Consider the following 12,682-nt stretch of genomic DNA (forward strand, 5'->3'; position numbering starts at 1 on the left):
GCCGGTACGGGTTGGTTTCATTTCGGCAAGGTCCCGTCGAAATACCGGCTGCCGTCCAGGTCCAGCACGAAGCCCTTGACGGCCGCGCGCATCGGCACGGCGATGCGGCCATAGGCGATGGGCGTCCACGGCAACTGCTCCATCGCCAGGCGCTGGGCCTTCGCGTAGAGCGGCTTGCGCTCGGCGGGGTTCAGCGCCTGGCGCGCCTCGGCCAGCAGCTTGTCGTAGGCCGGATTGCACCAGAAGGTGCCGCTGGCCGCGCCGCAGGCGAGCTGGCCCGCAGTGCCGGCGGGCTCCGGGTCACCGTTCCAGCCGGAAAGCGCCGCGTCGTGATCGCCGGCGTCGATGCGGCGCAGGTACTCGCCCCATTCGTAGGTGACGATGCGCGCCGCCACGCCGACCTTGGCCCAGTCCGCCTGGATCATCTGCGCCATGCGCTGGCCGTTGGGGTTGTAGTTGCGCACGACGGGCATGGCCCACAGCGTGAGGTTCAGCGGCAGCACGCCGGCCTTTTGCAGCAGCGCACGCGCCTTGGCCGGGTCGTGCGGCACGGGCTTGAGCGTCGCGTCGTGCGCCCAGTTGGCCGCCGGGATGGGGCTGGTGGCCAAGGTGCCGGCGTCACCGTAGATGGTGCGCACGAGGGCGGCCTTGTCGATGGCCATGTCCAGCGCCTGGCGCACCTCCAGCTTGGCGAGGGCTGGGCGCTTCGTGTTGTAGGCCAGCAGACCGACATTCATGCCCGGCGCGGTGGCCAGCTTGATCGCCGGATCCTTGGCCAGGTCGGCCAGCTCGGCGGGGCCCACCGGGTCGGCGATGTCGCATTCGTTGCGCTTCAGGCGCTGCGCGCGCACCGTCGCGTCCGGCGTGATCGCGTAGACAAGCTGGTCGACGCGCGGCGTCTCGTCCTTGCGCCACCAGCCCGGGTGCTTCACGTAGCGGATGACGCTGTCGGCGCGGAAGCTCTTCAACTGGAATGGCCCGGTGCCGACCGGCATCTGCGCGATGCGCTGCGGCGTGCCGGCCTTGAGCAGCTGGGCTCCAAGCTCAGCCGACTGCATGAGGACGAAGGCCTGCGTCAGCGCATGCAGGAAGGACGCATCGCGCTCGGCCAGCGTGATGCGCACCTGGTGCTCGCCCAGCTTCTCGACCCGGCGGATCAGCTTCTCCCAGCCGAACGACACGACGTAGGGGCACACGCCGGGCAGTGCCTTGGCAAAGTCGCTGTCGCGGTTGAGCAGCCGGCCGAAGGTGAAGATGACGTCATCGGCGTTGAACGGGCGCGTCGGCTTGAAGTCCGCGCTGGCATGCCAGTTCGCGCCGCGGCGCAGCTCGAAGGTGTAGGCCAGGCCGTCGGGGCTGATGCTCCAGCTCGTGGCCAGGCCGGGAATGAACTCGTCCGTGCCACGCCGGAGTTCGACGAGCGTGCCGAAGATGGGCAGGTGGGCGATGTGGTCGATGCCGCTGTCCGTCATGGACGGGTCGAAGGTCTTGGGGCTGCCGGCGGAACAAAAGCGCAGCGTCGTGTCCGCGCTGGCCAGCAATGGCAGCATCAGCAGCAGAGCGGCGAGACGTTTCATCGCGCAATCTCCGCGGCGGGCACGAAGGGCAGGATGCCCACGGCCTGGTACAGGGCCGCAGGCGACAGTGCCCGCGTCTCGTTGTTCATGCCCTGGATGACCAGCACCGCACGGCGAATGGCGCGGATATCGGCCACCGGATCGCCGTCCACCAGCAGCAGGTCGGCCCGCTTGCCGCGCTCGATGCTGCCGATCTCATGAAGCCGGTCGCTGTACTTCGCGCCGTTCCAGGTCGCAATCTTCAGCGCCTGCGCGGCCGGGATGCCCGCTTGTACATACAACTCCAGCTCGCGCTGGAAGGCGAAGCCGGCCGTCGCATCGGTGCCGGCCACCAGCGGGATGCCGGCGGCGTGCATGCGGCGCAGCAGGTCCATCATGACCTTCCAGCTGGCGCCCCAGCGCTTGGCCTTGGCGTCGTCCATGTCGACCTCGGCCGACAGATAGCTGCGCTGCACGACGGCCGGCAGATTGGCCGCCACCATCGCATAGCTGGCGCTGGGTTGGCCCTGGCGCTGGGTGTAGGTGCCCTCGAAGGCGGTCATCGTCGCGTCTACGACGGTGCCCTTCTTCTTCAGCAGTGCGATGAAGTCCTGCGTGCGGCGGTCGTTGAGCCTGAGGTCGGCCGCCTTGTCGCCGACGAGGTTGAAGCGCAGCAGCGTGCGCGTGTCGTCGCCCTTGCCGACGAGGAAGTTCAGCGTCACCTGGTTGATGTGGTGCAGCTCGTCGTAGCCCGCCTCGACGGCCTGGCGCGCCGTCATGAAGGCCGGCACATGGCCGCCGGTGCGCAGGCCCAGCTCCCGCGCGCGGGCCAACATGGGCTTCACCCACTCCGGGCGGATGGAGTTGTAGAGCTTGAGCTGGCGGTAGCCGTGGGCGGCATACCAGTCGATGGCGGCGAGTGCATCGGCCAGGTTGTCGGGCACAAAGTCGGCCTGCGACGAGAACGGGCTCTTGCCCTCGATGAAGCCGTTGGCCGAGATGCGCGTGCCCAGCACCTCGCCGCGTTCGATGCGGCCGCGCAGCTCGACCAGCTCGGCGTTGTTGTTGCCCACGTCGCGCACCGCCGTCACGCCGGCGGCCAGGTTCAACAGGAGGTCGGCCGGTGTCACATGGGCATGCATGTCGACGAAACCGGGCAGCAGCGTGCGGCCCTTGCCACTGATGCGCTGGGCCGGCGCAGCGGTCTTCAGGCTGCCGGGCTTGGCGATGAAGGCGATGCGGCCATCCTGCAGATAAACGTCGGACGGCCCGCGCAGCTGAGCGGCTTGCGAGTCGAACCAGCGCACGCCCTCGATGACCGTCAACCCAGGCAGCGGCTGTGGCAGCTCCTTGGCCAGGCGTCGCAGGTGGGTCATCTGCGCGGCGTTCTGCGCTTCGCTGAGGCGGTCGATCTCGGTCTCGAAGTCCTGCACGACCGTGCCGCCCCAGCCCGGGTAGACCTGGGCGAACAGCGCGCGGTTGTCCTCGCGCAACCAGAGATAGCTGGGCTCCAGCTCCATGCCGGTGATGGCGTAGAGGCCGATTTCGTAGGACTGCCCCGGCACGGGCAGACGCTGCACGCGCTCGATGGACAGGCGCCCTGCGGGCAGCACCTCGATGCGCGGCGTCTTGGCGGCGAGCAGGCTCTGCGCCAGCCGCGCGGCCCAGGCCGGGCTGCCCTGCACGGGCAGGTAGACGGCATCGCGAGCCAGGCCGGGCCGCTCGCCGCGGTCCACCGGCGAGCGCCAGACCGCCTTGCCATCGGCCTTGCGCTCGAAGCTCTCGTCGATACGCGCGCCATAGGTGGCCACGCCCTCGGTGCGGTAGGCCAGCCACGCGCCGTCGGGCGCGAACTCCAGCACTTCCTTCTGGTCGGGGCCGCGGCCGTTGTTGCGGTAGCTGTAGTCCGTCTCCAGCTTGCCGGCGCTCTCGGTAACTTTCAGATGGCCGCAGGGCGTCTTCACGCAGACGACGGTGTAGGTCTGTGTCTGCGCTTGGGTGGCGCCGGCCGTCATCAGCAGCGTGGCGAACAGGGTGGGCAACAGCTTCATGGGCGATCCCCGGGGAGATGGTCTAGGTGGCGCGCACTGTACTGACGGAAGCGCTGAAGGCTTTCGGCGCCCGCTCAGCGCGGCACACCCTTGTTGGCCAGCATGTCCGCGCGCTCGTTGCCTGGGTCGCCCGCGTGGCCCTTGACCCAGCGCCATTGCACCGTGTGCAGCTTGCGCAGCGCGTCCAGCCGCTGCCACAGGTCGGCGTTCTTCACCGGCTTGCCGTCGGCCGTCTTCCAGCCACGGCGCTGCCAGTTGATGATCCATTCGGTGATGCCCTTGCGCACGTATTCGCTGTCCAGATAGACGACGACATCGCAGCTGCGCTTGAGCGAAGCCAGCGCCTCGATGGGCGCCATCAGCTCCATGCGGTTGTTGGTCGTCTCGCGTTCGCCGCCGAAGAGTTCCTTGTCGTGGCCGCCGCTGGACAGCCACGCGCCCCAGCCGCCGGGGCCCGGGTTGCCCTTGCAGGCGCCGTCGGTATAGATGGTGACCTGGGGCTTCTTGATGGGCAGCGCCTGCTTGGTGGCGGTATCGGTATCGGTATCGGTCATTCTTTTTTGTGATGGTTGTTCAGCGCGACGGCAGGCGCCTTCTTGGCCGCCGCGCGCGAAGTCTTGGCCAGGCCGATCATGCGCATGCCATGCACGCGCTTGACCGCCTGGATGAAATACACGGCGCCCAGCACCGGCCACCAGCGCGAGCCCACGCCCTCGGTCCACTGCCAGCGGTCCAGCCAGGCCTCGCTGCGCAGCGGTGGGCGGTAGACGCCGAAGCGCGCCGCCTCGACGTCGAAGCTCAGCAGCTTGAGCCAGTCGCGCAGCCGCCAGTAGCCGATGAACTCGCCTTCCGGCCCCAGGTCGGGCAGATAGGGCTCACCGCGCCGCCTGAACCGGCCCAGGTTCTGGCGCAGGCCCCACAGGCTGGCCGGGTTCAGGCCGAAGACGATCAGCCGCCCCTCGGGCCGCAGCACGCGCTCCACCTCGCGCAGCAGCGCATGCGCGTCGCAGGCCAGTTCCAGCGAGTGCGGCAGCAGCACGAGGTCGAGGCTGGCGCTGTCGAAGGGCAGCGCCTCGTAGTCGCAATGCAGGTCCACGCCCGCGAGCCAGCGGTGCGGCATGCGGTTGGTCTGCAGACCGTTCAGTTCGGGCATGCCGAGCTGCAGCGCGTGGAAGCCGAACAGGTCGGCCACGGCCATGTCGACCTGGGCCTGCTCCCAGCCCAGCAGGTAACGGCCCGGCGGGGTCTGCAGCCAGGCTGCCAAATCTATACTCGACCCTTTACTGGTGACGCTCACGTTGACGCTCACGCCTCTCCCCGCTTTCGACGACAACTACCTCTGGCTGCTGGACAACGGCCGTGAGGCCCTGGTCGTCGATCCCGGCGACGCGCTTCCGGTGGCCGCAGCCCTGGACGCCCGCCGCCTGACGCTCGCCGGCATTCTATTGACCCACCACCACGCCGACCACGTCGGCGGCGTCGATGCGTTGCGCCCGCGCCTGCAGGGCCCCATCTACGCGCCGGCTCACGAGAAGATGCCCGAGCCCGTGACCCGCGCTGCAACTCGGATTCAGGGCGGCGACACGGTCGAGCTGCTGGGCCTGCGCTTTGCGGTCATGGACGTGCCCGGCCACACGGCGGGCCACATCGCCTACTTCGCGGCGGACGTCCCGGGCGCCGACCCCCTGCTCTTCTGCGGTGACACCCTCTTCAGCGCCGGCTGCGGCCGCCTCTTTGAAGGCACGCCTGCGCAGATGCACGCTTCGTTGCAGTCCCTGGCCGCGCTGCCGGCGCAGACGCGCGTCTGCTGCGCCCATGAATACACGCTGTCCAACCTGCGCTTTGCGCGCGAGGTGGACCCCGCCAACCCGGCACTGGCCGCCTACGCCGCCTGGTGCGAGGCAGAGCGCGCCGCCAGCCGGCCGACGCTGCCCGGCCGCGTCGGCACCGAACGACAGATCAACCCCTTCCTGCGCTGCGCCGATCCCGCGCTGCGCGAGGCCGCGCGGCGCCATGCGCCGCTGAAACTTCCGACCGCGCCCAGCCCGGTCGACGTCTTCGCCACGCTGCGCGAATGGAAGAACGGATTCCGATGACGCTGATTCACCGACTCACTCCCCTGGCGATCTCCCTCCTGCTCGCCGCCTGTGCCACCACCGCACCGCCACTGGCCGAAGCACCGGCTCCGGCGCCCCTCCCCCCTCCCACTCCCCTCCAGGCCGCCCCGGCGCCTCAAGCCGCAGCGCCGGTCGCCGTGCGCACCATGGCCGCCGAACTGCTGGAAGACAACCTCCGCCCCGGCGAGAAGATCGACCTCGACGCGCCCGATGCCAGTGCCGACCTCTGGGCCCGCCTGCGCACGGGCTTCCAGCTGCAGGACCTGGACGACGACTGGGTGCGCAAGGCCGAGGCCTGGTACAGCGCCCGGCCCGACTACGTCGAGCGCATGACGACGCGCGGCAGCCGCTACCTCTTCCACATCGTCGACGAGGTCGAGAAGCGCGGCATGCCCGCCGAGCTGGCGCTGCTGCCCTTCATCGAAAGCGCCTTCGTCACGCACGCCGTGTCCACGGCGAAGGCCACCGGCATGTGGCAGTTCATGCCCGCCACCGGCCGCGACTTCGACCTGAAGCAGAACATCTTCCGCGACGACCGCCGCGACGTGCTGGCCTCCACCCGCGCCGCGCTCGACTACCTCGGCCGGCTGCACAAGATGTTCGGCGACTGGCACCTGGCACTTGCCGCCTACAACTGGGGCCAGGGCAATGTGAGCAAGGCCATCGCGCGCAATCAGAAGCTCGGCCTGCCGACCGACTACGCCAGCCTGAAGATGCCGGACGAGACGCGCTACTACGTGCCCAAACTGCAGGCCGTGAAGAACATCGTCCTCCACCCCGACCGCTACGCGCTGGCTCTGCCGAAGGTGGCCAACCACCCCTATTTCCTGAGCGTCAAGATCGAGCGCGACATCGACGTGGCGCTGGCCGCCGAACTCGCCGGCATCACGCTGGAGACCTTCCAGCAGTTCAACCCGCAGATGAACAAGCCGGTCATCCTGGCCGCCGCCACGTCGCAGGTGTTGCTGCCCTATGAGCAGGCGAGCAACTTTGCCGAGAACCTGGCCCGCCATGGCGGCCCGCTGGCCACCTGGACCGCCTGGGTCGTGCCCAAGACCATGAGCCCGTCGGAGGCCGCCAGGCGCACCGGCATGGCCGAGTCGGCGCTGCGCGAGATCAACCGCATCCCCCCCAAGATGATCGTCAAGGCCGGCTCCACGCTGCTGGTGCCGCGCGCCGCGCATGTGCACGACGACGTCTCAGAGCGCCTGGCCGACAACGCCAGCCTGAACCTCGCGCCCGACGCGCCGCCGCTGAGGCGCGTGACGCACAAGGCCGGCAAGGCCGACACCGTGGCCGCGATCGCGGCGCGCTACAAGGTCCGCACGGAGCAGGTGGCGCAGTGGAACAAGGTCGGCAGCTCGGCCCGCTTCAAGCCGGGCCAGGCGGTCATCGTCTACACGGCCTTCCAGCCGTCGGCCGGCAAGGCCACGGTGGCAGCCCGCACGGTTGCCAAGGGCAAGACCAACAAGGCGACGAAGAGCGTGACCGCGCGCGCCGCCAAGCCAGCCGCGCCGCGCACCGTCGCCAAGGACCGTGGCGGCAAGGGACGCAACAACGTCGTGGCCTCTGCTGCGCCTTAACCGACGAAGAAGAGCGCGACGCAGGCCGCCACGCCCGCACACCACAGCAGCGAACGCAGCGAAGCCTGGTCCGCCAGGTAAAGCGCGATGTAGGCCAGCCGCGCGGCAATGAAGCCCAGCGCCAGCGCATCGATCGTGGCCTGGGCGGCCTGGTGCTGGTGAGCGACGAACAGCCCCGCGATGAAGAGCGGCAAGGCTTCCCAGCTGTTGGCCTGGGCAGCGTTGGCACGCGCCTGCCAGCCGTTCAGCCTGGCCAGCCATTCGCGCGGCTGGTGGTTGTCGAAGCCGCCATCGCGGCGACGTTTGCCGAAACCCTTGGACTTCGCCAGCCAGGAGCAGCCCAGCGGCAGGGCACAGGCGACGAGCAGGCAGAGTTGGGCGATGGTCATCGAGGTTGCTTTCAGCGTCTGTCAGTCAGGGCGTGGGCGATGGTGCCCAGGTCCACGTATTCAAGCTCACTGCCCACCGGCACGCCGCGCGCGAGCCGTGTTGACCTGATGCCGCGCGCCTTGAGCGCCTCGGCCAGCACATGGGCCGTGGCCTCGCCCTCTGCGGTGAAGCTGGTGGCAAGGATCACTTCCTCGACGCCCTCTTCCGCCGCGCGCGCCAGCAACTCGGCCGCGCCGATCTGGCGCGTGCCTATGCCGTCCAGCGGCGAGAGCCGGCCCAGCAGCACGAAGTAGTAGCCGCGGTAGGAGGCAGTGCGCTCCAGCGCGGCCTGATCGGCCGGCGTTTCGACAACGCAGAGCAGCCGCGCATCACGCTCAACGTCGGCACAGACGCCGCAGATCGGCGCCTCGCTGAAGGTGTGGCAGCGCTGGCAATGCTTGATGTTCTCGCCGGCCGCCGTCAGCGCGTCGGCCAGGCGCGGCATGGCCAGCCGGTCATGCTGCAGCAGGTGGTAGGCCATGCGCTGGGCCGACTTCTGGCCCACGCCGGGCAGGCGCTTGAGCGCCTCAATCAGCGCATCCAGCGAGTTCAAAACGGGAATTTCATCCCCGGAGGCATGGGCATGCCCTGCGTCAGCTTGCCCATCTTCTCGGAGCTGGTCGCCTCGGCGCGGCGGGCCGCGTCGTTGAAGGCGGCGGCGACGAGGTCCTCCAGCATGTCCTTGTCGTCCGCGAGCAGGCTGGGGTCGATGGTCACGCGGCGGACTTCGTTCTTGCAGGTCATGACGACCTTGACGAGGCCGGCGCCGCTCTGGCCCTCGACCTCGATGTTCGCAAGCTCTTCCTGCGCCTTCTTCAAGTTGTCCTGCATCGCCTGGGCCTGCTTCATCAGACCGGCGAGTTGGCCTTTCATCATGGTGTGTTCCTTAGGTGGTGATCAGGGGTTGGACCGAGCCGGGCAGGATGCGTGCCGAGGGGAACTGGGCCAGCAGGGTGCGCGTCATCGGGTGCTGCACGGCGAGGTCTTCCGCCGCGCGCTGCTGCGCCTCGGCACGCGCGACGGTGCGCAGCGCAATGGAGTCTTCGGCCACGCCGGCCTGGATGTCGAGTCGGGCGTCCAGTGCCGCTTCCAGCTTGACGACGAGACCCGGCTGGCGCAGCGATTCGCGCTCGACGCGCAGCGTCCAGACCTCGCGGCCGTCTGCGGTCGTGCAAGCGAGGGCCTGCGCCTGGCGGGCCAGCTCGCCGGTCATGCCGGGCAGGTTGAGGGCGGCAATGCGCTCGGCCCAGAGTGCGCCTTCAGGCGTCTCGCGCAGCTCGGCACGGCGCGGCTCGTCGGGCTCGCGCGCGGCGGACACAGCAGCAGCGGGCGCGTCATCGGCGTCCATCCAGGGCGGCGGCGCGTCGTCGGGCGGCGCGCCGTCAAGGCCCATCTCGTCGTCTTCAGGCGCAGCGGCATGTTCCACCGGACGCGGGCGCAAGCGGGCGCCAAAACTGGGCGCCGCCGGCTCAGGCACCCGGAGGACCGGCGCGGCGACCTGCGCTGTAACGGCCGGGGGCGCAACGGGCGCAACGGGCGCAGCAAGCGGAGCAGCGACAACCGGCGCTGGCGGCGCGATCTTAGGCAGCGGCACCGCGACGACGGCCTTGGCCACGGCCTGCGGCCGCACCAGCGCCGCGGCTTTCACCGGCTTGGGTTGCGTGCCGGGCGGGCGAAACGCGAGCATGCGCAGCAGCACCATCAGCAGGCCGGCATATTCGTCCGGCGCCAGATGCAGCTCAGCCCGGCCATGCAGGGCCATGCTGTACATCAGCTGGATCTCGTCTGCAGGCAGCGCAGCGGCCAGGCGGCGAATCTCGGCCGTCTCGTTGTCGGCATCGTCCAGTGCCGTGGGCGCCGCCTGCGCCAGCGCCATCTGCTGGAACAGCGTGGCCAGGTCCTCCAGCGTGCCGGCGGCCGACAGCCCCGCGCCGCGCAGCGCATCCGCCTGAGCGACGACAGCCTCGCCGCTGGCCGCCGCCAGCGCGTCGACGATGGCCACGACATGGCCTCGGTCCACGCTGCCCAGCATCTGGCGCACGCCGGCTTCGGTCAGCGAGCCGGCACCGAAGGCAATCGCCTGGTCGGTCAGCGACAGCCCGTCGCGCATCGAGCCGCGCGCCGCCCGCGACAGCAGCCGCAGCGCGCCCGGCTCGGCCGGCACGCTCTCGGCGCCCAGCACATTGCCCAGGTGCATCTGCACATCCGCCGCCGCCATCGGCCGCAGGTTGAACTGCAGGCAGCGCGACAACACGGTGACGGGCACCTTCTGCGGGTCGGTCGTGGCGAGCACGAACTTCAGGTAGTCGGGCGGCTCCTCCAGCGTCTTCAGCATCGCGTTGAAGGCGGTGTTCGACAGCATGTGCACTTCGTCGATCATGTAGACCTTGAAGCGGCCAACGACCGGCTTGTAGACGGCCTGGTCCAGCAGCTGCGAGATCTCCTCGACGCCGCGGTTGGAGGCCGCGTCCAGCTCCACGTAGTCGACGAAGCGGCCGGCGTCGATGTCGCGGCAGGCGTGGCAAGCGCCGCAGGGCTGGGCCGTGATGCCGCCGGTGCCATCAACGCCGACGCAATTGAGGCTCTTGGCCAGGATGCGTGACACCGTCGTCTTGCCGACGCCGCGGGTGCCGGTGAACAGGTAGGCGTGGTGCAGGCGGCCTTGCGTCAGCGCATTGGCGAGGGCCTGCACGACGTGCTCCTGGCCGACGAGCTGCTCGAAACTCTGCGGACGGTATTTGCGGGCCAGGACCTGATAACTCATAGCCGGCGATTCTAGGTGGGGCCTCCGTCGATAATTGGCGGATGACCAGTACCGCAGCCCCCCTCACCTACGACCAAGCCGGCGTCAACTACGACCTGATCGACCCGCTGAAGATCACCGCCCAGCGCGCCGCCGCCGCCACCGCGGCCCATCTCGCCGGCCACGGCTTCACTGAGGTGAAGGCCTCGCGCGGTGAGTCGGCCTATGTCGTGGACGTCGGGCCGTTCTACCTGGCCTCCATCGTCGAATGCCTGGGCACCAAGACGCTCGTGGCCGACGAGATGGCCAAGCTGACGGGCAAGAGCTTCTTTGCCGGCATCGCCCAGGACACCATCGCGATGGCGGTCAACGACCTGATCACCGTCGGCGCCACGCCACTGGTCGTGCAGGCCTACTGGGCCGCGGGTGGCAGCGACTGGTTCGGCGACGCCCAGCGCGCGCAGGCTCTCGTGGCCGGCTGGAAGGCCGCCTGCGACACCTGCCAGGTCGCCTGGGGCGGTGGCGAGACGCCGGCGCTGGCCGGCATCGTCGAAGACGGCCGCATCGACCTGGCCGCCTCTTGCACCGGCCTCATCAACCCCAAGGAGCGCCTGTCCGTTGGCGACAAGCTGGGTGCAGGCGACGCCATCGTGCTGCTGGCCTCCAGCGGCATCCACGCCAACGGCCTGAGCCTGGCCCGCAAGCTGGCAGAGCGCCTGCCCAATGGCTATCTGACCGAGATCGAGCCGGGCTTGAGCTATGGCGAGGCATTGCTGGCACCGACGGCGTTGTATTCGCCGGTGACCGAGGCCCTGTGGAAAGCGGGCATTGCGCCCCACTACTGCGCCAACATCACCGGCCACGGCTGGCGCAAGCTGCTGCGCCACCCCAGCCAGCTGACCTACCGCATCCACACCGTGCCCCCGAAGACCGCGGTTCTGGAGTTCATCCAGAAGCAGGCGGGCCAGGACGACCGCGAGGCCTATTCGACGCTCAACATGGGCGCCGGCTTTGCCATCTTCGTCAAGGCGGAAGACGGCGAGCGCACGGCGCAGGTGGCGCGCGACTGCGGCATCGAGGCCTGGGTGGCCGGCACCGTCGAGGCGGGCGAGAAGCAGTTGCTGATCGAACCGCTGGGCATCCGCTTCAGCGAAGACGATCTGGCGCTGCGCTAAACCCGTGACATGGTTCTACACGCAGATGGTCCAGTGGCATGTGCTGCTGGCCTGGTGCAGCGTAGGCCTGTTCTTCATACGGGGTGCGATCTTCCAGTTCGGCTCGCCACGCGCGCAGGAGATTGCCAAGGACGCGCGCCTGCTGGTACTCGTCTTCGGCGTCAACGCTTGCCTCGTCGTCACGGGTTTGAGCCTGTGGGGCGCCATCGGCTACCACCCGGTGCGTGACTGGTGGCTGGGCGTCAAGCTCCTCGCCCTCATCGGCTACGTGTTCTGCGGCCATTGGGCGATGAGCCGCGCGAACCTGCATCTGCTCGGGTATCTCACGGCACTCGCGCTGCTCGCGCTGGCAATGGACCTGTCGATCAACCGCGCCTTGCTACCCGGTTAGAATCTCGTTCGACGGGCCTCCCCGCATGGAAGCGCGCCCAACCGGGTCAGGTGGGGAACCAAGCAGCCCTAAGCGTTGCAACCAGTGCCGGGGTCAGGCTCGTCACCCTCCCTCTCAAAAGCAATCGGCCGGAGCCAGCATGAATGCCGGGCTCCAGCCGATCAGGGCAGGGATCAAACCCTCCCCCATTTCACATCCGCTCAGCCGCCAGGCGACTTCGGGATGTCCGTCGAGCGCACGGTCAGCGACTTGATCTGGCCGCCGCCCTCGACGCTGCCCACCACCTGCCCTTCACGCACGCGGCGTTCGCACAGTTCGCGGTCTTCCAACGGCTGGGCCTGGCAGCGCTTGAGCGCGTTGGCGGCCCATTGATCGGAGCGATCCGTCGGCGAGATCAGCTTGCCCTGGCGGGCCTGGGCATAGGCGGCCCCGGCTTCACGCAGGCAGACGTTGCGCGGCTGGCTGGTCTTGCCGGTGATGCAGTCGGCCCGTTCACGCTCGTACTGCAAGCGCAGGGGGTCGACGTTCTTGGCCGCTGGTGCCGCCTGGGCGGCGCCGCTCAGCGCGAGCAGCGCAGCGCCAAGCCAGGTGGCGGCGGAGTGACATCGGTGGGTGTTCATCGCAATCTCCTTCAAGG

At 69.2% G+C, this 12,682-nt stretch carries 13 protein-coding genes and 1 other RNA gene; 5 read left to right on the forward strand and 9 right to left on the reverse strand.

Annotated elements, in window-relative coordinates; all coding sequences use genetic code 11:
* Positions 1-17: 17 nt before the first annotated feature.
* The 4 genes from AC0IZJ_RS21835 to AC0IZJ_RS21850 form a co-directional block, all read right to left on the reverse strand.
* A complete protein-coding gene (locus tag AC0IZJ_RS21835; protein ID WP_471853659.1) occupies positions 18-1,577 on the reverse strand; it encodes an ABC transporter substrate-binding protein in 1,560 nt (519 codons plus the stop codon).
* The gene (locus AC0IZJ_RS21840; protein WP_471853660.1) at positions 1,574-3,607 is read right to left on the reverse strand and encodes an amidohydrolase family protein; all 2,034 of its coding nucleotides are present in this window, start codon (positions 3,605-3,607) and stop codon (positions 1,574-1,576) included. Before AC0IZJ_RS21840 ends, AC0IZJ_RS21835 begins: the two co-directional genes overlap by 4 nt.
* Before the next feature lie 74 nt (positions 3,608-3,681).
* A complete protein-coding gene (gene rnhA / locus AC0IZJ_RS21845; protein ID WP_471853661.1) occupies positions 3,682-4,161 on the reverse strand; it encodes a ribonuclease HI in 480 nt (159 codons plus the stop codon).
* Positions 4,158-4,871, reverse strand: coding sequence for a class I SAM-dependent methyltransferase (locus AC0IZJ_RS21850; protein WP_471853663.1), 714 nt, complete (start codon positions 4,869-4,871; stop codon positions 4,158-4,160). Before AC0IZJ_RS21850 ends, rnhA begins: the two co-directional genes overlap by 4 nt.
* Before the next feature lie 34 nt (positions 4,872-4,905).
* On the opposite strand from AC0IZJ_RS21850, the gene gloB reads away from it, so the two are divergent.
* Positions 4,906-5,703 carry a hydroxyacylglutathione hydrolase gene (gene gloB / locus AC0IZJ_RS21855; RefSeq protein WP_471853728.1) on the forward strand — a complete coding sequence of 266 codons (798 nt, stop codon included), beginning with the start codon at positions 4,906-4,908 and terminating at the stop codon, positions 5,701-5,703.
* Positions 5,700-7,307: a transglycosylase SLT domain-containing protein gene (locus AC0IZJ_RS21860; protein WP_471853664.1), complete on the forward strand. Its 1,608-nt coding sequence runs from the start codon at positions 5,700-5,702 to the stop codon at positions 7,305-7,307. Before gloB ends, AC0IZJ_RS21860 begins: the two co-directional genes overlap by 4 nt.
* On the opposite strand, the gene AC0IZJ_RS21865 is transcribed toward AC0IZJ_RS21860, so the two are convergent.
* The 4 genes from AC0IZJ_RS21865 to dnaX are packed head-to-tail and all read right to left on the reverse strand — an operon-like array spanning position 7,304 to position 10,500.
* The gene (locus tag AC0IZJ_RS21865; RefSeq protein ID WP_471853665.1) at positions 7,304-7,696 is read right to left on the reverse strand and encodes an MAPEG family protein; all 393 of its coding nucleotides are present in this window, start codon (positions 7,694-7,696) and stop codon (positions 7,304-7,306) included. The two genes, AC0IZJ_RS21860 and AC0IZJ_RS21865, sit on opposite strands and share 4 nt — an antisense overlap.
* Positions 7,697-7,707: 11 nt before the next feature.
* A complete protein-coding gene (gene recR, locus AC0IZJ_RS21870; RefSeq protein WP_471853729.1) occupies positions 7,708-8,298 on the reverse strand; it encodes a recombination mediator RecR in 591 nt (196 codons plus the stop codon).
* Positions 8,286-8,612, reverse strand: a complete 327-nt coding sequence (locus AC0IZJ_RS21875; RefSeq protein ID WP_471853666.1) for a YbaB/EbfC family nucleoid-associated protein — start codon at positions 8,610-8,612, stop codon at positions 8,286-8,288. Before AC0IZJ_RS21875 ends, recR begins: the two co-directional genes overlap by 13 nt.
* A gap of 10 nt (positions 8,613-8,622) precedes the next feature.
* A complete protein-coding gene (gene dnaX, locus AC0IZJ_RS21880) occupies positions 8,623-10,500 on the reverse strand; it encodes a DNA polymerase III subunit gamma/tau (protein ID WP_471853667.1) in 1,878 nt (625 codons plus the stop codon).
* A gap of 41 nt (positions 10,501-10,541) precedes the next feature.
* Here dnaX and AC0IZJ_RS21885 point away from each other — a divergent pair, with 41 nt between their 5' ends.
* From AC0IZJ_RS21885 to ffs, 3 genes are all read left to right on the forward strand, one after another.
* Positions 10,542-11,654, forward strand: a complete 1,113-nt coding sequence (locus AC0IZJ_RS21885; RefSeq protein ID WP_471853668.1) for an AIR synthase-related protein — start codon at positions 10,542-10,544, stop codon at positions 11,652-11,654.
* 4 nt (positions 11,655-11,658) lie between these two features.
* Entirely contained in the window at positions 11,659-12,045 is a 387-nt protein-coding gene (locus AC0IZJ_RS21890; RefSeq protein ID WP_471853669.1) for a SirB2 family protein, read from the forward strand.
* 10 nt (positions 12,046-12,055) lie between these two features.
* An RNA gene (gene ffs, locus AC0IZJ_RS21895) (signal recognition particle sRNA small type) lies at positions 12,056-12,152 on the forward strand.
* A 93-nt stretch (positions 12,153-12,245) separates the two neighbouring features.
* On the opposite strand, the gene AC0IZJ_RS21900 is transcribed toward ffs, so the two are convergent.
* Positions 12,246-12,665 carry a hypothetical protein gene (locus tag AC0IZJ_RS21900; protein WP_471853671.1) on the reverse strand — a complete coding sequence of 140 codons (420 nt, stop codon included), beginning with the start codon at positions 12,663-12,665 and terminating at the stop codon, positions 12,246-12,248.
* Between the last annotated feature and the right edge of the window lie 17 nt (positions 12,666-12,682).

This window comes from Roseateles sp. AC306 (genome assembly GCF_979253795.1).